Annotated in this window: 19 protein-coding genes; 9 read left to right on the forward strand and 10 right to left on the reverse strand. The window is 64.1% G+C overall.

The features are described 5' to 3' along the window. Position 1: 1 nt before the first annotated feature. On the reverse strand, positions 2-1,519 hold the full coding sequence (locus tag NKJ57_RS23105; RefSeq protein ID WP_023732918.1) for a sugar ABC transporter ATP-binding protein: 1,518 nt from the start codon (positions 1,517-1,519) through the stop codon (positions 2-4). 48 nt (positions 1,520-1,567) lie between these two features. Continuing rightward, entirely contained in the window at positions 1,568-2,581 is a 1,014-nt protein-coding gene (locus NKJ57_RS23110; RefSeq protein WP_023736805.1) for an ABC transporter substrate-binding protein, read from the reverse strand. Between the two features lie 204 nt (positions 2,582-2,785). Between NKJ57_RS23110 and NKJ57_RS23115 the strand changes: the two genes are divergently transcribed. The 9 genes from NKJ57_RS23115 (at position 2,786) to NKJ57_RS23155 (ending at position 16,469) form a co-directional block, all read left to right on the forward strand. Next, complete coding sequence (locus tag NKJ57_RS23115) at positions 2,786-5,206, forward strand: glucan 1,4-alpha-glucosidase (RefSeq protein ID WP_352512745.1); 2,421 nt, start codon at positions 2,786-2,788, stop codon at positions 5,204-5,206. 42 nt (positions 5,207-5,248) lie between these two features. Next, entirely contained in the window at positions 5,249-6,262 is a 1,014-nt protein-coding gene (gene gnd, locus NKJ57_RS23120) for a phosphogluconate dehydrogenase (NAD(+)-dependent, decarboxylating) (RefSeq protein WP_352512747.1), read from the forward strand. Positions 6,263-6,285: 23 nt separating this feature from the next. Continuing rightward, positions 6,286-7,659 (forward strand): glucose-6-phosphate dehydrogenase, encoded by a 1,374-nt coding sequence (gene zwf / locus NKJ57_RS23125; RefSeq protein WP_352512748.1) that lies wholly within the window; start codon positions 6,286-6,288, stop codon positions 7,657-7,659. Positions 7,660-7,775: 116 nt separating this feature from the next. Continuing rightward, positions 7,776-8,489: an ROK family protein gene (locus NKJ57_RS23130; protein WP_023745386.1), complete on the forward strand. Its 714-nt coding sequence runs from the start codon at positions 7,776-7,778 to the stop codon at positions 8,487-8,489. A 214-nt stretch (positions 8,490-8,703) separates the two neighbouring features. After that, positions 8,704-9,168, forward strand: coding sequence for a Ros/MucR family transcriptional regulator (locus NKJ57_RS23135; RefSeq protein WP_023726073.1), 465 nt, complete (start codon positions 8,704-8,706; stop codon positions 9,166-9,168). Positions 9,169-9,300: 132 nt separating this feature from the next. Continuing rightward, positions 9,301-10,401, forward strand: coding sequence for a pyridoxal phosphate-dependent aminotransferase (locus tag NKJ57_RS23140; RefSeq protein WP_352512750.1), 1,101 nt, complete (start codon positions 9,301-9,303; stop codon positions 10,399-10,401). Positions 10,402-10,559: 158 nt separating this feature from the next. Continuing rightward, the gene (locus NKJ57_RS23145) at positions 10,560-11,801 is read left to right on the forward strand and encodes an MFS transporter (protein ID WP_023670472.1); all 1,242 of its coding nucleotides are present in this window, start codon (positions 10,560-10,562) and stop codon (positions 11,799-11,801) included. Positions 11,802-12,162: 361 nt separating this feature from the next. After that, entirely contained in the window at positions 12,163-13,269 is a 1,107-nt protein-coding gene (locus NKJ57_RS23150; RefSeq protein ID WP_023687741.1) for an efflux RND transporter periplasmic adaptor subunit, read from the forward strand. Continuing rightward, positions 13,266-16,469: an efflux RND transporter permease subunit gene (locus NKJ57_RS23155; RefSeq protein ID WP_352512751.1), complete on the forward strand. Its 3,204-nt coding sequence runs from the start codon at positions 13,266-13,268 to the stop codon at positions 16,467-16,469. The genes NKJ57_RS23150 and NKJ57_RS23155 overlap by 4 nt, the downstream gene beginning before the upstream one ends. A gap of 30 nt (positions 16,470-16,499) precedes the next feature. On the opposite strand, the gene NKJ57_RS23160 is transcribed toward NKJ57_RS23155, so the two are convergent. The 8 genes from NKJ57_RS23160 to hemC all read right to left on the reverse strand — a co-directional run bounded on the left by NKJ57_RS23160 (position 16,500) and on the right by hemC (position 23,780). Then, on the reverse strand, positions 16,500-17,135 hold the full coding sequence (locus NKJ57_RS23160) for a LolA family protein (protein ID WP_352512752.1): 636 nt from the start codon (positions 17,133-17,135) through the stop codon (positions 16,500-16,502). A 57-nt stretch (positions 17,136-17,192) separates the two neighbouring features. Further along, positions 17,193-17,456, reverse strand: coding sequence for a YMGG-like glycine zipper-containing protein (locus NKJ57_RS23165; protein ID WP_023670477.1), 264 nt, complete (start codon positions 17,454-17,456; stop codon positions 17,193-17,195). 187 nt (positions 17,457-17,643) lie between these two features. Beyond that, a complete protein-coding gene (locus NKJ57_RS23170; protein WP_286487908.1) occupies positions 17,644-18,360 on the reverse strand; it encodes a glutamine amidotransferase in 717 nt (238 codons plus the stop codon). Positions 18,361-18,374: 14 nt separating this feature from the next. Beyond that, the gene (locus NKJ57_RS23175) at positions 18,375-18,854 is read right to left on the reverse strand and encodes a tellurite resistance TerB family protein (protein WP_023702389.1); all 480 of its coding nucleotides are present in this window, start codon (positions 18,852-18,854) and stop codon (positions 18,375-18,377) included. Positions 18,855-18,929: 75 nt separating this feature from the next. Further along, on the reverse strand, positions 18,930-20,528 hold the full coding sequence (locus NKJ57_RS23180; RefSeq protein WP_352512753.1) for a heme biosynthesis protein HemY: 1,599 nt from the start codon (positions 20,526-20,528) through the stop codon (positions 18,930-18,932). A 10-nt stretch (positions 20,529-20,538) separates the two neighbouring features. After that, positions 20,539-22,029 (reverse strand): COG4223 family protein, encoded by a 1,491-nt coding sequence (locus NKJ57_RS23185; protein ID WP_023821973.1) that lies wholly within the window; start codon positions 22,027-22,029, stop codon positions 20,539-20,541. 112 nt (positions 22,030-22,141) lie between these two features. Continuing rightward, the gene (locus NKJ57_RS23190; protein WP_352512755.1) at positions 22,142-22,855 is read right to left on the reverse strand and encodes a uroporphyrinogen-III synthase; all 714 of its coding nucleotides are present in this window, start codon (positions 22,853-22,855) and stop codon (positions 22,142-22,144) included. 1 nt (position 22,856) lies between these two features. Continuing rightward, positions 22,857-23,780, reverse strand: coding sequence for a hydroxymethylbilane synthase (hemC, locus tag NKJ57_RS23195; protein WP_352512757.1), 924 nt, complete (start codon positions 23,778-23,780; stop codon positions 22,857-22,859). Positions 23,781-23,886: the final 106 nt, after the last annotated feature.

Genomic DNA, 23,886 nt, shown 5'->3' on the forward strand with positions numbered 1-23,886 from the left:
CTCAGGCCGCGTCGCCGAATGAGGACTGGATGATCTTTTCCTCGGTCAGCTCGTCGCGCGTGAGATTGGCGACGATGCGGCCGTTCTTGAAGACATGGATGTGGTCGCAATTGTCGAGCTCTTCGGTCTCGGTGGTGTACCAGAGGAAGGTCCGGCCCTTGGCCGCCTCCTCGCGCACGAGATCGTAGACCTCGAGCTTGGTGCCGATGTCCACGCCGCGCATCGGATCGTCCATCAGCACGATCTGCGCATCGGAACCCAGTGCGCGGGCAAACAGCGCCTTCTGCTGGTTGCCGCCGGACAGCGAGAAGATGTTGTTGGTCATGTCAGGCGTGCGGATGCCGATCTTCTGCTTCCAGAACTCGGCAAGCTCGGCCTCGCGCTGCGGCGAGATCAGCAACCCTTTGCGCAGCCGCGCCAGCGAGCGGATGCCGATGTTTTCGGCAATAGACCATTGCGGGAAAATGCCGTCCGATTGGCGGTCTCCGGCCACCAGCGCCACCGGGGCGGTCACCTCGATATCAAGCCTTCTACGCGTCGCGGCGGCAAAGATCGCCAGCAACAGGTCGGTCTGGCCATGGCCGGCAAGCCCGGCAAGCCCGATGATCTCGCCGGCGCGAGCGACAAGCTCCTTGCCGTCCTGCTGCCGCTCGGGCCGCGCCCGCACCCTGAGCGGGCCCGCCGCCGGCCTGGCGGCGATCTCCGCCGCGATCTTCTCGCGCGCTTCCGCGCCGCCCATGGTGGCCACCAGCCGGTCGCGGTCGAACGCTTTTGCAACGTCCGTGGCGACCACCTTGCCGTCGCGCATGACCACGATGCGGTCGGCATTCTGCAGCACCTCGCCCAGCACATGCGAGATCAGGATGCAGCTGCCCCCGGTGGCTACGAAACGGCGCACGAAGGCAAGCAGCTGGCCCGCAGTATGCGCGTCCAGCGAAGAGGTCGGCTCGTCGAGAATGACCAAGTCGAGCGGATCGCGCGTCACCGTGAAGGCGCGCGCCACCTCGACCATCTGCCGCCGGCCGATGGAGAGATCGCCGGCAATGTCGTCTGCCGAGATGCCGTGATCCGGAAAGATTTCGTCCAGCTTGGCGGCAATGAGAGCAGCCGCCTTGCGTCGCCAGCCGAAGCCGGTGAGCGCCGGATGGTTGATGCGCGTATTCTCCGCGATACTGAGGTTAGGGCAGAGCGACAGTTCCTGGAACACGCAGCGTATGCCGAGTTTCAGCGCGCGCGCCACCGAGTAGTCGGTTTCGGCATTGCCACGCACCGCGATCTCACCGCCATCGGGCTGCAGCGTACCGGCCACCATATGCATCAGCGTCGATTTGCCGGCTCCGTTGTGGCCGACCAGCCCGACGCATTCGCCTGATACAACATGGAAGTCGACGCCGTTAAGCGCCCGAACGGCGCCGAAATGTTTTTCGGCGCCGTTAAGCCTGATGATGTCCAAATGGGCGGCGCCGAAATGTTTTTCGGCGCCGCCCAGTCTGATGATGTCCGTATTGGCCTCAGGCATGCTCAACGATATCCGGTCGGTCATGCCGCTGGCAATGAATGCAATGCATCACTTGATATTGGCTTTGATCGCCGCGATTGCGTCTTGCTGGCTGTATTCGTGGGTGGCGACGCCGCCCTCCTTGATTTTCGGCAGCTCGGTCTCGAAATTGTCCTGGGTAAAGGCGAGATACGGCACCAAAAGGTCATGCGGAATGTCGGTGCGGCCGTCGAGCACCTGCTGCGCCACCCAGAAGGCCAGCGACGACACGCCGGGCGCGATCGAGGCCGACCAGGTCTGGTAGCCATCCTTGTCCTTCTGCTCCTTCCACCATTTCAGCTCGTCCTGGCGGTTGCCCATGATGATGGTCGGACGCGGCTTGCCTGCGGCGGCAAAGGCTTGTGCCGCGCCATAACCGTCACCGCCCTGGTCGACGATGCCGACGATGTCGGGCAACGAAGGCAGGATCGTCGCGACCGCCTTCTGCGCCGTCGTCTGGTCCCAGTCGCCGGTCACCGAACCGACGATCTTGAACTCGGGATGGGCGGCGACGCCTTCGAGGATGCCGGCATGGATGGCATCGTCGATCGAGGTGCCGGCAAGGCCGCGGATTTCCAGCAAATTGCCGCCCTTGGGCTGGAACTTGGCCATCTGCTCGACTTCCTGCTTGCCCATGTCCTTGAAGTCGACGACGACGCGGTAGGCGCAAGGTTCGGTGACCGTCCCGTCGAAGGAGACGACGACGATGCCGGCATCGCAGGCCTGCTTGATGGCGCCGTTCAGCGCATCCGGCGATGCGGCATTGATGACGATGGCGTCATAACCCTGCAGGATCAGGTTCTGCACCTGGGCAGCCTGCGTCGGCACTTCCTTGTCGGCGGTGGTGAAGATGTCGGCGGCGCCGACGATCTTGTCCTCCACCGCCTTCTTGGTGACGATGCCGTAGCTGTCGAGCATCGCCTGGCGCCACGAATTGCCGGCGTAATTGTTGGAGAAGGCGATCTTCTTGCCGCTGGTGTCGGCAAGCGCCGTGCCCGAGGCGAGCATCGCCGCCAGAGCGCTCAGGACGAGCAGTTTCTTCATGTCATAATCCTCCCATGGATTGTCGGCCCCGCCGACTGTTGCTGATGGTTTTGGCGTTGGCTGCCTGTTTTTTATCTATTGTCAGACAAATGCAGATGAGCTCGCTTGTCAACTGCGATCGGTTACGCTTTGGCGATCAACTTCAGGTGCGATGATTGAAAAGCCTTCGCCTGCTGGTCTAGGGAAGGGCCCAGGAGACCATGCATGGCAGCGACGCCGCCGACCCTTCCCCCCAGTGCACCCAAAAGAATGGGCGCGCCCGGAATTCCGGCGCGCTGGACGTCAAGCGCCAAGAGCGGCGTAGGTGCCGCGCTTTCGACGGCGAGCCGCGTCTGGTTCACGCTCAGCCATGGCATCGTCAATGAAGTCTACTATCCCGGCCTCGACAGCGCCTGCACGCGCGACATGGGACTGCTGGTCACCGGTCCCGGCGGCTGGTTTTCCGAGGAGAAGCGTGACGCCACACATGCCATCGAGCCGTTCGAGGACGGCGTGCCCGCCTACCGGCTGATCAACGCGACGGCGCGTTACCAGATCGAAAAGCGCATCCTGGCGGATCCGGCGCGCCCGGCCTTGCTGCAGGAAACCAGCTTCACGGCACTCGAGGGCGTGGCCACGGACTACCGCGTCTACGCCCTGCTGGCGCCGCATCTGGTCAATGCCGGCATGGGCAACACCGCCTGGACCGACGAGCACAAGGGGAGGCCGATGCTGTTCGCGTCCGGGCGCGGCACCTGCCTGGCGCTTGCATCCTCGCTGCCCTGGGGTGATTGCTCGGCCGGCTATGCAGGCTTTTCCGACGGCTGGCAGCAACTCAGCCGCGCCGGCCGGCTCAATCCGGCCTGCCAAAGGGCGGAGGACGGCAATGTCGCGCTGACCGGCGAGATCGGCTTTTCCTTACGCAACAGCAAAGCCTTGCTTGCGCTTGGGTTTGGGGCAACGCCGGATGAAGCGGCCGAAAACGCCGCCGCCAGCCTGAAACGCGGGTTTGAGCCGGCGGCAAAGGTCTATGTCGCGACATGGCGGAAATGGCAGGCAGGCCTGACGGCGCTCGACCACCATGATGCATCCGGCCTCAACACCTACCGCGTCAGCACAGCGGTGCTGGCGACACACCTGTCGCTGGCGAGGCCCGGTGCGGCCGTCGCCAGCCTGTCGATCCCCTGGGGGTTCAGCAAGGGCGACGACGACCTTGGCGGATATCATCTGGTCTGGCCGCGCGACCTCGTCGAAACTGCGGGCGGCTTCCTCGCCGCCGGCGATCCGGCGCAGGCGCTTGAGATCCTCGCCTATCTCCGTTCCATCCAGCAGCCGGACGGCCACTGGCCACAAAATGTGTGGCTCGACGGCTCGCTCTATTGGCCGGGCATCCAGATGGACGAATGCGCCTTCCCGCTGCTGCTTGCCGATGCGCTGCACCGCGCCGGCCACCTGCCGCGCGCAAAGCTCGCCGCCTTCATGCCGATGGTCGAGAAAGCAGCGTCCTATATCGTGCGCAATGGCCCCGTCACCGGGCAGGACCGCTGGGAAGAGGACGCGGGCTACAGCCCATTCACGCTCGCCGTCGAAATATCGGCACTGCTTGGCGCCGCCGATCTGTTCGACGTCAACGGCAAACCCGAGCCGGCTAACTATTTGCGCGAGGTCGCAGATTGCTGGAACGACCAGATCGAGCGCTGGACCTATGTCAGCGGCACACCGGAGTGCCACGAGGCTGGCGTCGACGGGTACTACATCCGCATCGCGCCGGCCGACGCTTCAGGCGCCGCATCGCCGAAGGACGGCTTCGTACCGATCAAGAACCGTCCGCCGGGCGATACCGACAAGCCGGCCGAAGCGATTGTCAGCCCGGACGCGCTGGCGCTGGTCCGCTTCGGCCTCAGGGCCGCGGACGATCCGCGCATCGTCGGCACGGTCAAGATCATCGACGCGCAACTGCGCTGCGACCTGCCGCAAGGGCCTCTATGGTACCGCTACACCAGCGACGGTTATGGCGAACACGCCGACGGCGCCCCCTTCGACGGCAACGGCCAGGGCCGACCCTGGCCGTTGCTGGCCGGCGAACGCGCTCACTACGAGCTGGCCGCCGGCCGCAAGGACAAGGCGGCAAGCCTGCTCGACACATTCGAGGCTTCGGCTGGGGTGGGCGGTCTGCTGCCGGAACAGGTCTGGGACGGCGCCGACATACCGGAGCGCGAATTGTGGCTGGGCAAGCCGTCGGGCAGCGCCATGCCGCTGGTCTGGGCGCATTCGGAACACATCAAGCTGTTGCGCTCGCTCCGCGACGGCGCCGTCTTCGACATGCCGCCGCAAGGCGTCAAGCGCTATGTCAGGGACAAGACCGGCTCGCCGCTGAGGATATGGCGCTTCAACAACAGGCTGCGCACCATGGAAGCCGGCAAGACGCTGCGGGTTGAACTGCTGCAGCCGGCACTGATCCGCTGGAGCGGCGACCAGTGGCAGACCAGCCATGAAATCAACACGTCCGTGAATGTCTTTGGCGTCCATCTGGCGGATCTGCCGGTGGCCGATATTCCGCGAGGTAATACGATCGTCTTCACTTTTTTCTGGCCCGACGGCGACCGTTGGGAGAATGTCGACTTCACCGTCGGCATTGAGAACTAACTCGCCCACAATTTTCTTTCCTCAAGCGACTAGGACAAGACCATGCAGATCGGAATGATGGGACTGGGCAGGATGGGCGCCAACATGGTGCGCCGCCTGATGCGCGACGGCCATGAATGCGTCGTCTACGACATCAACCCGGCAAGCGTTGCCGCCCTGGTTGCCGATGGCGCCATCGGCGCCGCCTCCATGGAAGAGTTCGTCGGCAAGCTGTCCAAGCCGCGTAGCGCCTGGCTGATGCTGCCGGCGGCGATCACCGGCAGGATCGCCGACCAGATGGCAGCATTGATGGAGCCCGGCGATATCATCATCGACGGCGGCAATTCCTATTATCACGACGCTGTCGACCAGGCGGCCGAGCTCGCGGCCAAGGGCCTGCACTATGTCGATGTCGGCACCAGCGGCGGCGTCTGGGGCTTGGAGCGCGGCTATTGCCTGATGATCGGTGGCCCCGACACGGCGGTCAAACACCTCGACCCGATCTTCGCCACGCTGGCGCCCGGCGCCGATGCCGGCGCCACGCCCGACAAGGCGGGCGGGACCGCACCCTTTGGCTACCTGCATTGCGGACCGAGCGGCGCCGGCCATTTCGTCAAGATGATCCACAACGGCATCGAATATGGCGTCATGGCCGCCTACGCCGAAGGCATCAACATCCTGAAATCGGCCAATGCCGGCAAAAGACAGCGCACGGCGGACGCCGAGACCAGCCCTTTGGAAAACCCGCAATACTATCAGTTCGACATCGACCTGCCGCAAGTGGCCGAGGTCTGGCGCCATGGCAGTGTGATCGGCTCGTGGCTGCTCGACCTCACCGCCGGCGCACTGAAGAGCGACCCGGCATTGGCCCAGTTCGGCGGCCGCGTCTCCGATTCCGGCGAAGGCCGCTGGACGCTGAAGGCGGCGATCGACACCGGCGTGCCGGCGCCGGTTCTGTCCTCGGCTTTGTTCGACCGCTTCTCCTCGCAGGGCGAATCCGAATTCGCCGACAAGCTGCTGTCGGCCATGCGCTATGCCTTTGGCGGCCATGTCGAAAAGCCGAAGGCCGGCAAGTGAAGGCCGCAGGGGAGACGCGCAAGATGAGCCCGGAACGGTCCGACACGCTGGTGCTCTTCGGAGCAACCGGCGACCTTGCCCACAAGAAGATATTTCCGGCCCTCTACCAGATGGTAGCCAAGGGGACGCTGACCGAGCCGGTGATCGGGGTCGCCTTCGATGCCTGGGACATCAACCAATTGCAGGCGCGGGCCCGCGACGGCATCGTCAACGCTGTCGGCAAGATCGACGAAAAGATCTTCGCCAAATTCGCCAATCTGCTGCGCTATGTCAGCGGCGACTACCGCGACGGCGCGACCTTCGAGAAGCTGAAGACGGCGCTCGGCTCGGCGCAGCGGCCGCTGCACTATATGGCGGTGCCGCCGACCATGTTCGAGACCGTTGTCCAGGGGCTGGAGCAATCTGGTACCGCGCATGGCGCGCGGCTGATGGTGGAAAAGCCGTTCGGCCACGATCTCCAATCGGCGCGCTGGCTGAACCGCGTGCTGCATCTGGTGTTCGAAGAGCAGTCGATCTTCCGCATCGACCACTATCTCGGCAAGGAGGCGATCCAGAACCTGCTCTATTTCCGCTTTGCCAATTCTTTTCTCGAGCCGATCTGGAACCGCAACTTCGTCGAAAGCGTACAGATCACCATGGCCGAGGACTTCGGCGTTGAAGGCCGTGGCAAATTCTATGACGATGTCGGCGCTATCCGCGACGTGATCGAGAACCATCTGCTCAACATCCTTTTGCTGCTCGCCATGGAACCGCCGGTCGGCCGCTCGGCCGACGATCTGATCGACGAGAAGGTGCAGGTGCTGCGCGCCATCCGCACGCTGACCAAGGACGACGTCGTGCGCGGCCAGTTCACCGGCTACCTCGCTGAACCCGGCGTGAAGCCGAACTCGCCGGTCGAAACCTTTGCCGCGGTGCGCTTCATGGTCGACACCTGGCGCTGGCAGGACGTGCCCTTCTTCATCCGCACCGGCAAGAACATGCCGGTGCATGTGACCGAAGTGATCGTGCGGCTGAAGCGGCCGCCGCTCGACGTCTTCGATCCGATCAAGCCCAGCGACGCCAATTACGTGCGCTTCCGCATCGACCCGCAGGTGGCGATCTCGATCGGCGCGCAGCGCAAGGCGCCCGGCGACGACATGGTCGGCGAGCAGGTCGAGCTCACCGCGCTGGACGATTCGAAGGGCGACATGCCGCCCTATGAGCGGCTGATCGGCGATGCCATGAACGGCAATGGCCAATTGTTCACCCGCCAGGATGCCAGCGAGCTTGCCTGGCGCATCGTCGGCCCGGTGCTGGGCGACACCACGCCGCCGCATATGTATGAGCCGAAGACCTGGGGGCCTGCCGACGCCATGGCCAGCTTCGGGCCGCCCAACGGCTGGATCAATCCGAGTTGAGCAATTCCAGGAAAAGTGCGAGCGGTCTTTCCGTCCGGAATTGCGTAAAACAAAGAGTTGGAGCATTCCCCGTTTCCCTGAAACGGGGAATGCTCCAAGTGAGCGGAGGAAACGACATGGCCAAGGCAGCCAAGGCAGCCAGGCCCGCGAAGGCCAAGGCCGAACCGATCGTACTGACGATCGATGTCGGCGGCTCGCATGTGAAAATCCTCACCAGCGCAGGCGGCGAGATGCGCCGGGCCGATTCCGGACCGGACCTGACACCGCAGCAGATGGTCGCCACGGTGAAGACGCTGGCCGAAGGGCTGGCCTATGACGTGATCTCGATGGGCTATCCCGGCCCGGTCAGGCACAACAGGCCTTCGCTCGATCCCGCCAATCTCGGCAAGGGCTGGGACGGCTACGATTTTGCCGCCGCCTTCGGCAAGCCGGTCAAGGTCGTCAACGACGCGCTGCTGCAGGCGATCGGCAGCTACGATGGCGGGCGCATGCTGTTCCTCGGCCTCGGCACCGGCCTGGGCGCGGCGATGATCCTCAACAATGTCGGCCAGCCGATGGAACTGGCGCATCTGCCGTACCGCAAGGGCGGCAGTTTCGAAGATTATGTCGGCGAGCGCGGCCTGGAGAAATACGGCAAGAAGAAATGGCGCAAATACGTTTTCGACGTCGTCGGGCGGCTGCGTGCGGCGCTGCAGCCGGATTATGTCGTGATCGGCGGCGGCAATGTCGACAGACTGGATGAATTGCCCGCCACATCCAGGCGCGGCGACAATACGCGCGCTTTCGAGGGCGGTTTTCGACTATGGCGCGACAAGGCGCTCATCGTCTGATAGTATTAAAATTCAGTATAGTTGTTCAAAATGACGTGTGGCGCGATGCGAAGTCATTGCGTTACGCAGATTTGGCGATTAGATCGGTGGCACCGGATGGAATCATCTGGCGCAACCGCACATATGCGGCAAGACAAATGACTAGAGCGGATTTCCGGCTCCGCTGGGACCACTCTGGGAGTTTCCGCCACCCCCATAGCGACGGAGAGATAAATTGGCCGACGACAGCAACGACTCTGACAAGGACATCGACCTGCTCGAGCTTACCGCCCATATCGTGTCCGCTTACGTCGAGAAGAACCGCTTGCCCGTTGCCGGCCTGAGCGATCTCATCGCCAGCGTTGCGGCGTCGATCGGCGGGCTCAGCCAGCCGCCGGCCCCAGTGGCGGCGCCGCAGATCCCGGCCGTCAATCCCAAGCGGTCGGTGACGCCGGATTACATCATCTGCCTCGAGGACGGCAAAAAATTCAAATCGCTGAAGCGCCATCTCGGCGTCCATTTCAACCTGACGCCGGAAGCCTATCGTACCAAATGGGGCCTGCCGGCCGACTATCCGATGGTTGCCCCCAACTACGCGGCGTCGCGCTCCGAGCTGGCCAAGTCGATCGGCCTCGGCCGCAAGGCTGCAGTGGCCGCGCCGACGAAAGCCAAGGGTCGGAAGGCCAAAGTTCCGGCCTGAGTGGGATCAGCGCCTCGGCCCTGAGCCAATCGTTTGGACGACTGGAACAGAAGCCTGCCGGCGAATGAGCCTTGGCAGGCTTCGTGCTTTTATGGCTTGTACCTCTGAGTGTCAGGACTTTGGGGAGCAGCCATGAACTACGCCAGAATGGTGATCGAGAAAGAGGCGCCGGAGGAATACGGCTACGATCGCATTCGGTTCAATCTCTCCGAAAGCTCGATCGCCGATCAGAAACTCTCCGACGTCGGCCTGTCGCTGCCGGATCTCACGCTGTTCTACGGCGAGCATCGCGGCGACAAGGAGTTGCGGGCGCTGATCGCGGCGCAGGATTCCGGCATTTCGCCTGACGATGTTCTGGTGACCGCCGGTGCGGCGGGCGCGCTCTTCATCATTTCGACCTCGCTTCTGTCGGAGCGCGACCACCTTGTCGTCGTCCGGCCGAACTACGCCACCAACATCGAGACCCCCAAGGCGATCGGCTGCGCCATCTCCTATGTCGATCTCGATTTCGACGCAGGCTTTGCCATCGATTTCGGCCGCGTCGCCGCCAGCATGCAACCGAACACCAAGCTGATCAGCGTCACCTGCCCGCACAACCCGACCGGCACGATGATGGGCCGGGCCGATCTCGACGCGCTGATTGCGCTGGCCGAAGCGAGCGGCTGCCATCTGCTGGTCGACGAGACCTATCGCGACCTCTCCTATGGACAGCGCCTGCCGGCGGCGGCTTCTCTCAGCCCCAAAGCGATCAGCGTCTCGTCGCTGTCGAAAGCCTTCGGCATTCCCGGCATCCGCATTGGCTGGCTGATCACCAGCGATGCCGAACTGCAGGAGCGCTTCCTCGCCGCCAAGGAGCAGATCGGCATTTGCGGCAGCGTCATCGACGAAGGCATTGCGCGCGGCATGCTGGAGCGCCGCGACGCTTTCCTGGCCGCTCTGCTGCCCGAGATGGCGAAACGCCGCGACATCGTGCAAGCCTGGATCGACCGCGAGCCGCTGGTCGACTGGGTGCGGCCACAAGGCGGCGTCGTCGGATTTCCAAGGCTCAATGTCAGTCCAGACTTCGACCTCGACCGTTTCTACGTCAATCTCTTGGAAAACCACGGCACCTATGTCGGTCCCGGCCACTGGTTCGATATGCCCAAGCGCTTCTTCCGCGTCGGTTTCGGCTGGCCGAAAGAGGCGGAATTACAGGGCGGCCTCGACGCCATCACAGCCGCGCTGAGGCAGTAACGTCCGCGTGCAATCGGGCGAGCGGCTGGAAAACCGCTTGATCCAGGCCCGATTTTCACGCATACGCGCCCGGAACTTTGATAAGTTTCATTGGCCGGAACAGCGCCCATTTCCGGGAAGTGCCCCGCCGGCCAATGCAAGCAACGGGGCCTGTATCCATGACATCCCATTCCCATACACCGCCTGACCGGCGTTACGCCGCCTTCCGCCATCGCTCCTTCCTGAGCTATTGGGCGGCGCGTTTCCTGACCACCTTCGCCACCATGATCGTGTCCGTCGCCGTCGGCTGGCAGATCTATGATCTGACGCGCGATCCCTTCGATCTCGGCATTGTCGGCATCGTCCAGTTCCTGCCGTCGCTGCTGCTGGTGCTGGTCACCGGCGTTGTCGCCGACCGTTTCGGCCGCCGCCTGATCATGGCGCTGGCGACGGTAGTCGAGGCAGGTTGTGCGCTTGTCCTGTTGTACTTCACGCTGCGCGGTCTCGTCAGCCCGCTGCCGATCTTCATCGTGCTGGCGATGTTCGGCCTGGCGCGCGCTTTTTACGGACCGGCCTCGTCGTCGCTGTTCGCCAATCTTGTGCCGCCGGAAGATTTCGGCAATGCGATCGCCTGGAACTCGTCCGCCTGGCAAACGGCGACCATTGTCGGCCCGGTCGCCGGCGGCCTGCTCTATGGCGTCTCGGCCGAAGCCGCTTACGCCGTTGCCTCCGTGCTGATGCTGGTGGCCGGTCTGCTGATCTTCACCATTCCGAAACCGGCCCAGCAGAGCGCCACCGACAAGCCGACGATGGAGACGCTGTTTGCCGGCTTCCGATACATCTGGAGCGAGAAGATCGTCCTGGGCGCCATCTCGCTCGACCTCTTCGCCGTGCTTCTGTCCGGTGCCTCGGCGCTGCTGCCGGTCTATGCCCGCGATATTCTGGAACTCGGCCCGTGGGGCCTCGGCCTGCTGCGCTCGGCGCCCGGCATCGGCGCCATCTGTGTCGCGGTCTGGCTTGCCGGGCATCCGCTGCGCGACAGTGCCGGCAAGATCATGCTCGGCTTCGTCGCCGGGTTCGGCGCCTTCACCGTGCTGTTCGGCGTCTCGACCATCACCTGGCTGTCGATCCTGGCCCTTGCCGGCCTCGGCGCCACCGACATGTTCAGCGTCTATATCAGGGAGACGCTGATCCAGCTGTGGACACCCGACGAGGTGCGCGGCCGCGTCAACGCCGTCAACCAGGTCTTCGTCGGCGCCTCCAACGAAGTCGGCGAGTTCCGCGCCGGCACCATGGCGGCGCTGATCGGCACCGTGCCGGCGGTGGTGATCGGCGGCGTCGGTGCGATTGCCGTCGCCGGACTGTGGGCGGTGCTGTTTCCGCAACTGCGAAGGGTGCGGCATCTCAACAGCCGCAACTGATCGAGTAAGCCGCAGGATCCGGCGCTCGGTCCAAATCAGCTTGCGCCGATGACGGCTGAGATGGGCCGGAAGCGGATGGGCCGGTTCTGGGCGAACTAGCCAGAAGGCGGGGCAGCCACAGGGTGGACATTTCAGTCCATATGGAAAATGATTATGTTGCCATGCACAATACTGCAGTGCTCTGGTCTCGACGAGAAACCTTAAATATAGAAGAGAACCACCCGACCTCCGGGTCCAGCTAGCGGGGACGCAAATGGACACTTCAGGGAATCGGCAATCGCATCGCGACGCAAGCGGGCGACCCAGCCGATCGGCCGGCTGGCTGGCCCGCTCCGCCGTCCCAGTGGCATTCCTGCTCGGCATGGCTTTCAGCAGCAACGCGTTTGCGCAGGACCAGCAACTGCCGGTGGTGACGGCGGCCAAGCCGGTGGTGCGTGAAATCGTCGAAGACGATGAGTTCGTCGGGCGCTTCGAAGCCGTCGACGAGGTCGCCATCCGTTCGCGCGTCAGCGGCTATCTGGACAAGATCAGCTTCCAGGACGGCGCACTGGTCAACAAGGGCGACCTGCTCTTCACCATCGACCAGCGTCCGTACCAGGCGGCCTACGATGCCGCCAAGTCGCAAGTAGACGTCGCCAAGTCCCTGCTCGAATTCTCCAAGATGCAGCTGGATCGCGCCGATGAACTCGCCAAGACCGGCAATATCTCGGCCGCGACGGTCGACGACCGCCGGCGGGAATACCTTTCGGCGCAGGCGCAGATGCAAGGCGCGACGGCTGCGCTGACGACGGCCAACCTGAACCTGGAGTTCACCGAGATCAAGGCGCCCTTGTCCGGCCGCATCGACCGCCGGCTGGTGTCGGTCGGCAACCTCGTGCAGCCGGATTCCACCTTGCTGACGACTATCGTCACGCGCGATCCGATCGACTTCTATTTCGACGTCGATGAGCGCCTGTATTTCAGCTACGCCCGCGACGCGAAGGAGCGCGGCGGCAGCATGCAGGAAGGCGCCGGCGGGCTCGAGGTGGTGGTTCGCGTCGCCGACCGCGCGGAGGCGGTATTCAAGGGCAAGCTCGATTTTGCCGAGAACCGGATCGACAACGCGACCGGCACCATGCGGGTGCGTGCAAGGTTTGCCAACGCCGACGGCGTTCTCCAGCCAGGCATGTTCGGGCGCATCAACGTGCCGGGGTCGCTGCCGCATAGCGGCGTCCTGGTGCCCGACGAGGCGGTCGGCGCCGATCAGGATCGCCGCATCGTGTATCTGGTGGATGAGGCCGGGATGGTGTCGGCGAAGCCCGTGCGCACCGGCCCGCTTCTCGACGGCTACCGGGTGATCCGCGCGGGCCTGACCGGCGACGAGACGATCATCGTCAACGGGCTGATGCACGCCAGGCCCGGCACCAAGGTGAAAGTCGAGATGGTGACGTTGCCGCCCAAGGTCGAGACCGCCGGGTTGCAGCAATGAGGTTCGCCCATTTCTTCGTCGACCGTCCGATCTTCGCATCGGTGGTTTCGATCGTCCTCCTGATCCTCGGCGGGATTGCTTATACCCAGCTGCCGATCGCGCAATATCCCGAGATCGCGCCGCCGACCATCGTCGTTCGCGCCCAGTACCCGGGCGCCGACGCCGAGACGGTCGCAGCGACGGTGGCAACGCCGATCGAGCAGGAGATCAACGGCGTCGAGGGCATGCTTTACATGTCGTCCTATTCGTCCGGCGACGGAGCGATGGCGCTGACCATCACCTTCAAGCTAGGCACCGATCTCGACCAGGCGCAGGTGCTGGTGCAGAACCGCGTCTCGGTCGCCGAGCCGCGCCTGCCCGAAGAAGTCCGCCGCCTCGGCATCACCACCATCAAGAGCTCGCCCGACCTGATGATGGTCGTGCACATGCTGTCGCCCGACAATACCTACGACCAGCTCTACGTCTCGAACTACGCCCGCTCGCGGGTGCGCGACATATTGCTCAGGTTGGACGGCGTTGGCGACCTTATCATCTTTGGCGAACGCGAATATTCGCTGCGCATCTGGCTCGATCCGGAAAAACTGTCCGCCCTGGGGATGACCTCGGGCGATGTGGTGCAGGCGCTGCGCGACCAGAACGTCCAGGTGTCGGGCGGCTCCATCGGCGCGCCGCCGACCAAGACCGGCACGGCGTTCCAGTACACGGTCACCACGCAAGGCCGCTTCAACGACGCACGCGACTTCCGATACGTGATCGTCAAATCGGCCGAAGACGGCCGCCTGATCCAGCTGCAGGACGTGGCGCGCATCGAGCTCGGCGCCAAGGATTACGTCACCAACTCCTATCTCAACGGCAAACCGGCGGTGGCGCTCGCCATCTTCCAGCGGCCAGGCACCAATGCGCTCGCCGCAGCCGCGGAGATCCAGGACAAGATGAAGGAGCTTTCCCAGGACTTCCCGAAGGGATTGAGCTACGACATCGTCTACAATCCTACCGAGTTCGTCGCCGAGTCGATCCAGGAGGTCTACAAGACGATCCTCGAGGCGATGGTTCTGGTCATCATCGTCATCATCGTCTTCCTGCAATCGTGGCGCATGGCGATCGTGCCGATCGTGGCGATCCCCGTGTCGCTGATCGGCACGCTGGCGGTGCTTTACGCCGCCGGCTTCTCCCTCAACATGCTGACGCTGTTCGGCCTCGTGCTGGCCATCGGCATCGTCGTCGACGATGCGATCGTCGTGGTCGAGAACGTCGAGCGAAATATCGCCAGCGGGCTGGCGCCCAATCCGGCGTCGCATCTGACCATGGACGAAGTCGGCACGGCGGTCATCGCGATCTCGCTGGTGCTGATAGCGGTGTTCGTGCCGACAGCCTTCATTCCCGGCATTTCCGGGCAGTTCTACCTGCAGTTTGCGATCACCATCGCGGTGTCGACGGCGATCTCGGCATTCAATTCGCTGACGCTCTCGCCGGCCTTGGCCGCGCTGCTGTTCAAGCCGCACCACACTGCTGCGGCGCCGCCGCGCTTTTTCCTGGCGCGGTTCGGACGGGCGCTCGCCGACGGCTTCAATCGCGGCTTCGACAAGGTCGCCCATTGGTATTCGAGCATCGTGCGCGTGTTGGTCGGCTCGCGGATAGCGATCGCCGCCACGCTGGCCGTTTTCGCGGCCCTCATCTACGCCACGGTCTATATGGTTCAGACGGTGCCGCGCGGTTTCATTCCGTCGCTCGACCAGGGCTATGCGATCGTCGTCGTCCAGTTGCCGGACGGCGCCTCGCTATCGCGGACCGATGCGGTCATCCAGCAGGCGTCGCAGATCATCCAGAAAACGCCGGGCGTCGACTACGCGGTCGCCTTCGCCGGCTTCTCCGGCGCCACCTTTACCAATGCCAGCAACGCGGGCGTGATCTTCGCCAGGTTCAAGCCGTTTGACGAGCGACTGGAAGCCGGCCAGTCGGCGACCCAGGTCATCGGCAATCTGTTCGGCAGCCTGCAAAGCATCAAGGAAGCCTTCATTATCGCACTGCCGCCGCCGCCGATCCGCGGCGTCGGCAATGCCGGCGGATTCAAGCTGCAGATCCAGGAGCGCAACAGCGCCGACATGCGGCAGATCCTGGCGCTTGCCTATGAAATTGCCGGCAAGGCCAACAAGACGGCGGGGCTGACCGGCGTGTTCACCACTTTCTCCGCGTCCAGCCCGCAATTCTTCCTGGCGATCGATCGCGACAAGGCGCGCATCCTGAACGTGCCGATCCCCAACATCTTCGAGACGCTGTCTATCAATCTGGGTACCGCCTACGTCAACGACTTCAACGCTTTCGGGCGCGTCTACCAGGTGCGCGCGCAGGCCGACCAGGCGTTCCGCCTCGATCGCGCCGACATCTTGAAGCTGAAGGTGCGCTCGGCGACCGGCGCGCTGGTTCCGCTGGGCACGTTGATCGAGATCCGCGACGTCACCGGCCCGGCGCTGGTCCAGCGATACAACATGTACGTCTCGGTGCCGCTGCAGGGCAACGCCGCGCCCGGCGTTTCCACCGGCGATGCGCTTGCCAAGATGGAAGCGATCACGGCACAGACGTTGCCGGCCGGTACCTCCTACGAATGGACCGAACTCGCCTATCAGGAGCGTAACACCGGCAATGCCGCTGTCTATATCTTCGGACTGTCGGTGCTGTTCGTGTTCCTGGCGCTGGCGGCGCAATATGAAAGCTGGGTGCTGCCGTTCGCCATCGTGCTGGTGGTGCCGCTCGGCGTGCTCGCGGCGTTGCTCGGCGTGTCGTTCCGAGGGCTGGACAACAACATCCTCGTGCAGATCGGCCTCATCGTGCTGATCGGGCTTGCCGCCAAGAACGCGATCCTGATCGTCGAGTTCGCGCGGCAGGCCCAGGAACGCGGCCTGTCGGCGGCCGAGGCTGCCGTCGAAGCCTGCCGGCTCAGGCTGCGGCCGATCCTGATGACCGCCTTCTCGTTCATCCTCGGCGTCGTGCCGCTGATGATCGCGACAGGCCCGGGCGCGGAAATGCGCCAGTCGCTCGGCACCGCGGTGTTCTCCGGCATGCTCGGCGTCACCTTCGTCGGCCTGTTCCTGACGCCGGTGTTCTACGTCACGCTAAGGTCGCTGTTTTCACGGCGCAAGCCGCATGCCGAGGCCGAGCCTTCGGCACCGGCAGAGGTGCCGTCGGAGACGGCCGCCGAGTAGTGTTACACGGGCAGTTCGTGGCGCTGCCGACTATTTCGTTTTGGTGTTGAATTCACGGTTTGCGGCATAGTCGATAGTGAAGGTGCCCGCAGGAGCGCGAACGCCCTGCTTCACGTTGGATATGGTGACTGTCGAGGTAAGGCCCCTCTCGTCAGTCAGGGTCCATCTGCGTAGATCGAGCGATTCCCTGTCAAACACCATAGTGATATTCGAATTGCCGAAGGCCGACTTGTCGGCCAGCCTGATGATCACCTGGGCGCCATCGTCCTTGATACTTTTGAGGCGATTGCCGGAAAAGTTGACCTGATTGTCGAGGAGCAGCTTGAGCGGCGTCTTCGAGAGAGCATAAAGCCGCGATGTCTTGAGCTTCTTGTTATAGACCACCAAGGATTTTCCATCTGCAATTACGCTGACCCCTGATTGGCCTGCATAGTTGAACCGGATCTTGCCCGGCCGCTGGAGGAAAAATTTCCCTTTGGTCCTTTCCGCTCTTGGGCCCGACTGGACAAAGTCCCCGGACATGGACTTTACCGATGAGAAGTGATCGGCAATTGTCTTCGCTTCTAAAGGTGCGGCCAAGGCCGCAGTCGAAAGTTCGGCGTTTATCGCGACAGCGCTGACAACGGCTAACCAGAAAGCCAGCAGTCTTTTGCTGTCATATGCCATTCAAGTTATCCTACCCCGAGCAGGCGCGTGATCGAAAGAGATCACGCGCCTTTGAGATCAGTAGCCGTCCGGGCACTGAGCAACGTAAACTCGACCGTTCCGACCGCGATATCTGCACTGGCCGGCTTCGCTGGCGTGCCCGATGACCGCCCCGGCCAGCGCTCCGACCGCACCGCCAACAACCGCCCCTTTTACCGGGTCGCCGGCCACTGCTGCGCCTACAGCTGCGCCACCCAAACCACCGACGGCGGCGCCTTGTTCGGTGCGGGAGCATGCCGCGAGCGGAATGAGTAGGCTTAAAATGAGCAGCGTCTTCTTCATTGGTTCTCTCCTGGGGCCGTTATTAGCCGAAGCTTAAATGCGCCACGGAGTTTTTCGATCCATCGGAGTGTTTGGGGCGCAATCCAAATCTGCGGGAACGGGCTAAGGTCCCGGATCCATCGTACACGCCTCCCACAGGTAAGTCGTCTTTGGGCAAGCTCGGCCGTTCAGAGTAGTTGGATTTGCTCTATCCCTCAGTAGGCTTGCCGAAGATCAGGCTCAAAAACTCGCTCAGCCAGCGCTTGAGGTGCATATCCCAGATCAGCCGGCCGCCGAGATGGTCGCGGCCGGGCTGCGCGCCGGGCAATTCGAAACGGTGTGCGCCGCGCACCACCCAGCGCTGCATCATCAACTGGGTCAGTTCGCCATGGAACTGGATGCCCCAGGCATTGTCGCCATAGCGAAAAGCCTGGTTGGGGTAGGTTTCCGCCGTGGCCAGCAGCGTCGCATCCCTGGGCAGCGAAAAGCCTTCGCGGTGAAACTGGTAAACCATGTCGGGCCAGGGCAGCAGCTTTTTGCCGGCTTCGGTCGGCTTCAGCGGATACCAGCCGATCTCGACCAGCCCCTCGCCATGCCCCTCGACCTTGCCGCCGAGATGATTGGCCAGCATCTGCGCGCCAAGGCAGATGCCGAGGAAGGGCCGGTTCTCCTTTAGCGGAACATTGAGCCAGTTGGTCTCGCGGCGGACGAACTCATCTTCGTCATTGGCGCTCATCGGCCCGCCGAACACCACGGCGCCGGCGTGTCCCTCCAGCGTCTCCGGCAGGCTGTCGCCGAGAGGCGGCCGGCGGATGTCGAGGTCGAAACCTTCCTCGAGCAGCATGTGGCCAACCCGGCCGGGGCTCGAAGTCTCCTGATGCAGCACGATCAGGATTTTTGGTTTCGAGCTCGGTCTGGGCGGCATGGAAAGGCGGAATCCTATTCGTCGCTCGACGTTCCGCTGGCGCCGGGCGCGGCGGCCGCCGCCTTGCGGCGCGCCTCGACGCGATCCTGGCGCTCGACGCCGATTAGCTCGGCGACGCGCCAGACGGTGTTGTCCTCCAGTTCATGCAGTTCGCCGTCGGCATAGACGATTTCCCACATCAGGCCGATGAAAGCCTTGCGCGCCTCGGCGTCGAGATGGCGCTTCAAGACGCTGGTGAAGGCATAGAGGTCGATCGCCTCATTGTCGGCGCGCTCGCCGGCGGCAGCCAGTGCATCGAGCTCGTCGCCGCTGATCGAATAGCTCTGCGCCAGCACCTGCTTGAACCGCTCCCACTCGACATCCTGGCGCACGCCGTCGGCATTCATCACATGATAGAGCAAAGCCGACGCCGCAACGCGCGGATCGTCCGCATTGGCGCGAGCCCCAGCCCCGGAGGGCAGGTCTTTCAGAAAGGCCAGGACGCGTTCGAACATGGTGCTCACTTCACTTTATTGGAGCATGATCTTTTCCAAAACCGCTATCCACTTTTTGGGATCATGCTTCAGGGATCAAAACAGGCGGAAGCGGCGCGGTGACTTCTCCGCTTCGTCGTCGGGGTCGACGCCAGGGTCGTCGGGCAGCCGAGCCAGTTCCTCGGCAGGTTCGACGGGTTCGGCATCGGGCGGTATTGCGGCGAAAGCGGCGGAAGTGACCGATGTGACCTGCTCATCGCCCACAGCGGGCTTCGACTCGGTCGGCGCCTCGCTGCTCCTGGCAACGGCGGGATGATCGATCACTTCGGCTTCCTTTGTCGGCTTGGCGGGTGCCGCAAGCACCGGCACATCGGCTTCGTCTTCATGGCTGTCGATGAGCTGGCCCAGCCGCTCCATCGGTGCGCGCCAGGCGAAAGCGTCGAGCTTGCCGCTGACCGGCGATACCGGCGCCCAGCGTTCGGAGACGACGCCGTCGGCGACCCATGCCGGATCGCGCGGCGCCCTGACCGCCTTGGACAGCAATTGCCTGATCTTGCCCTGGTCGCCGGTCTCTGCCTCCTCGATATCGGCCAGCAGCAGGTAAGCGCCTTCCCGGCGATCCATGCGGATCGCGGCTTCCGCCTCGCGGCGGGCGGTGGAAAAATCCTGCGCATCGAGCGCGGCGCGCGCCACCGTCATCGACGATTCGGCATTGTTGCGCTTCAGCTCCTGCAGCTTCTTCGCCCGGTTGAGACGATCGACCACGGCATCTCCCGGCCTTGCATGGGTGTAGAGCTCGGCGATCTCGGGATGCGGCTCCGCCTTCCAGGCTGCCTCAAGGATCTTCGAGCCTTTGCGCACATCGTTCTGTTTGAACAGAAGATTGGCGGCTGCAACCGCGGCCGGTGCGAAATCGGGCGCGAGCTTGTTTGCCTCGAGTGCCGCTGTCTTGGCTGCATTGGGGTCGCTATCTGTCAGCGCCTGCGCCTTGGCGGTCAACAGCACAGCGCGGCGGCGATTGGCGGCGTCGCGTTCGATCTGCCTGGTCGACTTCTGCGCCTCCACCAGCTTCAGCGCGCCGTCCCAGTCGCCGCGCCCGGTCAGATCCTCCAGCGTCGATTCGGCGGCCCAAGCCAGTTGCGGCGCGACGGAAGCGGCGCGCCCGGCATAGTGACGCGCGGCGTTGCGGTCGCCGAGCCGTTCGGCTTCGAGATAGAGCCCGCGCAGGCCAAGCAGCCGCATTTCGGGGTCGTCGAGCATGGCTTCGAATTTTTCGCGCGCGCCCCCATGGTCGCCTTCGAGCAGCGAGGCTTGCGCTTCGAGCAACTGGATCAGCGGCTCCTGGTCGGAGCGGATCAGCTTGGCGGCTTCCTTGGTCTTCTTGCGGGCCAGCGCGCCATCGCCGGCGCCGGCTGCGATCATGCCGGTCGACAGCGCCTGGTAGCCGCGGTCGCGGCGGCGGACGCGGAAATAGCGCGAGATCGTGTACGGGCTGTTCCACAGCGACTTGATCAGCCACCAGACGATCATCACCGCGGCGACGACGGCAACGATCGCCACCGCCGCCACCATCAGGCTGACCTGGTATTGGTAACCGTTGAAGGTGACGACCATCTCGCCGGGACGATCGGCCAGCCAGGCAAAGCCGAGGCCGAGCGCGAAGACGGCGGCGAGAAAGATGAGAATTCGGATCATCGTGTCGTCCTCATGCCTTCATCGCACCTGCAATCAGCGCGTCGACCTGCGTCTCGACGTCGATGCGCGCCTTCAGTTTGCCGGCAAAGTCGGCGCCGGCAGCCTTGACCGCATCCGGCAGCGTTGCGTATTCGCTGAGCGCCTTGGCGTAGTCGCCCTGGTTGACCGCCACTTCGATGCGCGCCACGGTTTCCGGCGCGCCGGCGCCTTCGACGGCGCCGATCGGCCGGACCTTGACCAGCGATTCGGCGCTCGACAAAAGGTTCTGGAAGAAGCCGGCATTTTCATCGACCGGCGTCGCCGCCGCGACCATCGCATTGGCCGCGGCGTCGGCCTCGCCGGCGATCTCGGTGCGGGTCGGGACGCCCTTTTCAGCGTAGGGGCGCAGCGCTGCAATCTGCGGTGCATCGGGCGAGATCGCCGCGAAGGTCTCCAACTCGGCGGCGAACGGCGCGCCGCGGTCAAGCGCCGCCTTCAAGGCCGAAGCGGCGATGGCCATCGCGATCTTTGGCTGCGAGGCCTGCGCATCGACCTTGCCGGCGAGCTGCATCACCGACTGCTCCAGCGCGGCGATCTTGCCTTCCTGCGCCTTGGCTGCCTCGCCGGCCGATTTCACCAGTGCGTCGAGGCCCGCCAGTCTTTCATTGAGCGGCGCGAGATCGACGGGCGCTGCACCACCGGCCTGGCCAAGGGCGGCGACCGCGGTCTCGATCTGCTTGACCTTGTCGCCAAGCGCGGCAAGCCCGGCATTGTCGCCGGCGCCGCCCTTTTCGACCGCCGATTTCAGCGATGCGACATCGGCCTTGACCTGATCCAGCGCCGAAGACAGCCCGTCGACCTTGGCCGTTGCGGCGCCATTGCCGCTGGCTTCCCTGAGGTCGGCGATTTCGCGCTTCAGCGAAGCGATCTCGCCATTGACGCCGTCGAGCGAGACCGTGCCCGCCCCTGAGCCCGGAGCGCCAAGCACGCCGGCAAACTGCAGCCCGCCGGCGGCAGCCAGCGCGATGACACCGCCGATGATGCCGGCGGCAATGCCGCTCGTGCGCTTCGGTTGCGCGGCCATGGGCTGGTTCCCGGCTGTCCTTGGGGTTTCCTTGGGTGCACCCGGCTTGGGCGAGGCATCCTCGAAACTGTAGTCGGAGGTTCTGGCGCGCGGTGGCGCATCCGAAGCGGTGGGGTAAGGCTGCTCCGCCTGGGTGGACGCCTTGGCATCGGCGCTTTCGGGGGCGGCCTGCGCCGCGGCGTCGGAGTGCTCCCACGGCTCGAGATCGGCTTGATCGGCATGAACGGGCTCGTCAGGCGTCTCCGGCTGCGCATTGGCCATGGCAGCCGCATCCTCGGCCGCAACCGATTCTGCCGGGGCCCCGACGTCATCCGAGTTGGCGACATCCGTCTTGGCGGCATCCGCATCGGCAATGCGCGAGACAGCGCCGGGTTCGAGTTCGATGGTCACCGGCTCGCGGCGGCTTTTCGAATGTCGCATCTTCGGCGTCTTGACCATGCCTGGGCTCCGCAATCCTGCTTCGTCTGGGCGCCCGACGGCGCGTGATGGTTTGAAAAATGGTCTAGCACATCATCATCAGGTGAAAAGGGGCGGCGTGATGACACGGGGCTCAGTCGCCGCGGTGCAACAGCTCAAGCAGCGCCTCCTCCTGCGGTTCCCGCGCCATGCGTATTTTTTTGCCGGCGGCATTGTCAAATGCCGCTGCCACGCGCTCGGAGAGCGCAAAAGCCTGCATGTTTTCAAAGAGATCGCGCAGTTCCGCCCGGCTGGCCAAGGCCTGCAACGCTGCCGCCGCCTTGGCTGAATAGAGCAGCACCGCGTCGACCGCCTGATCGGACAGGCGTGTACGGATTTCAGCATCGGAATAATCGAGCGAAATCGTGTCGTAGGTTTCGACGGTGCGGACCTCGACGCCGGCCTTTCGCAGCCGCGCCTCGAATGCCGGAAACCGCACGCGCCCTGTGAGATAGACGACCGCCTTGCCGGAAAGGCCGGCAGCAATCGCCTCGGCCAGCCGCTCGGCGTCGCCCGCCCCTTCGCTGACCGACAAGAACCCTGTCGAACGTGCCGCTTCAGCCGTCCTGCGTCCGACGGCATGGCAAGGCAAGGCGGCGAGCGCACGAATGAGTTCTTTCGGCGCATGCCGCACGGCATTGGCGCTGGTCACAGCGACGGCCACGGCATTGTCGCTCGCAGCATCGGCGCCAACCGGCAGTGTCACCGTTTCGGTCAGCGGCAGAAGGAGCGGCTCAAATCCCAATTCCTGCAGCCGCCGCATGGTTCGCGACGCCCCAGGTTGCGGCCGCGTCACCAGGACACGCATATCAGACCCAGCCGTCGAAGAAGGTTTCGCCCGCTTTGACCCGCACCATCCTGGCCGCGTCCGTGCCGATGTCAGCGGCATCCAGCGCCAAGCCTTCGGCCTTGACCTCATGCGATTGCGTGCCATCGGGCGAAATGATCAGCCCGGCGAAAACCAGCCTGCCGCCCGATATCGTCGCATAGCCGGCGATCGGCGTGCGGCAGGAGCCATCGAGCGCCGCCAGGAAGGCGCGCTCACAGGCCAGCGCCTGGCCTGTCGGCACATCATGGATGGCCACCAGCATCTTTTCGACCACGCTGTCGCCGATGCGGGTTTCGATGCCGATTGCGCCTTGTCCCGGCGCCGGCGGAAAAGCATCGAGCGGCATCAGATCGGTGACGACATGGCCGAGCCCGAGCCGCTTCAGCCCGGCATAAGCGAGGATCGTGCCTTCGGCGACGCCTTCCTCCAGCTTGCGCAGCCTGGTCTGCACATTGCCGCGGAACATGACCACGTCTAGGTCCGGCCGCATGCGCCGGATCAGCGCCTGGCGCCTGAGCGAAGACGACCCGACCTTGGCGCCTTGCGGCAAATCAACAATGCGCTTCACCGCCTTGCCGATGAAGGCGTCCCGCGCATCCTCGCGCGGCAGGAAGGCGGACAGCTCCAGCCCGACCGGCAGCACTGTCGGCATGTCCTTGGAGGAATGCACGGCGATATCGATCGTGCCGGCCAGCAGCGCGTCTTCGATTTCCTTGGTGAACAGCCCCTTGCCGCCGGCTTCCGACAGCGGCCGGTCCTGGATGCGGTCGCCGCTGGTCGAAATGACGACGACCTCGAAGGCTTCTGCCGGCATGCCATGCGCTTCCATCAGCCGCGCCTGCGTCTCATGCGCCTGGGCGAGCGCCAGCGGGCTGCCGCGTGTTCCTATTTTCAAAGTTTGCATGGCGCGCGGTCCGTGATAACCCCCGGCTGGCTTTGCGTTTCCGGCGCTCTCCCTAGCGAGGCCCGCCTCTACTAACTAGGAAAGTCCGGCGACACAATCTCTGGAG

The organism is Mesorhizobium sp. M0077 (genome assembly GCF_040322955.1).
Lineage (GTDB): Bacteria > Pseudomonadota > Alphaproteobacteria > Rhizobiales > Rhizobiaceae > Mesorhizobium.

Excerpts from the sequence above, each read along its gene's own strand:
- NKJ57_RS23170 (WP_286487908.1), bottom strand. The coding sequence starts at position 18,360 with ATGCCGCCCAGACCGAGCTCGAAACCAAAAATCCTGATCGTGCTGCAT.
- NKJ57_RS23105 (WP_023732918.1), bottom strand. The coding sequence starts at position 1,519 with ATGCCTGAGGCCAATACGGACATCATCAGACTGGGCGGCGCCGAAAAA.
- zwf (WP_352512748.1), top strand. The coding sequence starts at position 6,286 with ATGAGCCCGGAACGGTCCGACACGCTGGTGCTCTTCGGAGCAACCGGC.
- NKJ57_RS23185 (WP_023821973.1), bottom strand. The coding sequence starts at position 22,029 with ATGGTCAAGACGCCGAAGATGCGACATTCGAAAAGCCGCCGCGAGCCG.
- NKJ57_RS23190 (WP_352512755.1), bottom strand. The coding sequence starts at position 22,855 with ATGCGTGTCCTGGTGACGCGGCCGCAACCTGGGGCGTCGCGAACCATG.
- NKJ57_RS23115 (WP_352512745.1), top strand. The coding sequence starts at position 2,786 with ATGGCAGCGACGCCGCCGACCCTTCCCCCCAGTGCACCCAAAAGAATG.
- NKJ57_RS23140 (WP_352512750.1), top strand. The coding sequence starts at position 9,301 with ATGAACTACGCCAGAATGGTGATCGAGAAAGAGGCGCCGGAGGAATAC.
- NKJ57_RS23175 (WP_023702389.1), bottom strand. The coding sequence starts at position 18,854 with ATGTTCGAACGCGTCCTGGCCTTTCTGAAAGACCTGCCCTCCGGGGCT.
- NKJ57_RS23150 (WP_023687741.1), top strand. The coding sequence starts at position 12,163 with ATGGCTTTCAGCAGCAACGCGTTTGCGCAGGACCAGCAACTGCCGGTG.
- NKJ57_RS23160 (WP_352512752.1), bottom strand. The coding sequence starts at position 17,135 with ATGGCATATGACAGCAAAAGACTGCTGGCTTTCTGGTTAGCCGTTGTC.
- NKJ57_RS23130 (WP_023745386.1), top strand. The coding sequence starts at position 7,776 with ATGGCCAAGGCAGCCAAGGCAGCCAGGCCCGCGAAGGCCAAGGCCGAA.
- NKJ57_RS23110 (WP_023736805.1), bottom strand. The coding sequence starts at position 2,581 with ATGAAGAAACTGCTCGTCCTGAGCGCTCTGGCGGCGATGCTCGCCTCG.
- NKJ57_RS23155 (WP_352512751.1), top strand. The coding sequence starts at position 13,266 with ATGAGGTTCGCCCATTTCTTCGTCGACCGTCCGATCTTCGCATCGGTG.
- gnd (WP_352512747.1), top strand. The coding sequence starts at position 5,249 with ATGCAGATCGGAATGATGGGACTGGGCAGGATGGGCGCCAACATGGTG.
- NKJ57_RS23180 (WP_352512753.1), bottom strand. The coding sequence starts at position 20,528 with ATGATCCGAATTCTCATCTTTCTCGCCGCCGTCTTCGCGCTCGGCCTC.
- NKJ57_RS23145 (WP_023670472.1), top strand. The coding sequence starts at position 10,560 with ATGACATCCCATTCCCATACACCGCCTGACCGGCGTTACGCCGCCTTC.
- NKJ57_RS23165 (WP_023670477.1), bottom strand. The coding sequence starts at position 17,456 with ATGAAGAAGACGCTGCTCATTTTAAGCCTACTCATTCCGCTCGCGGCA.
- hemC (WP_352512757.1), bottom strand. The coding sequence starts at position 23,780 with ATGCAAACTTTGAAAATAGGAACACGCGGCAGCCCGCTGGCGCTCGCC.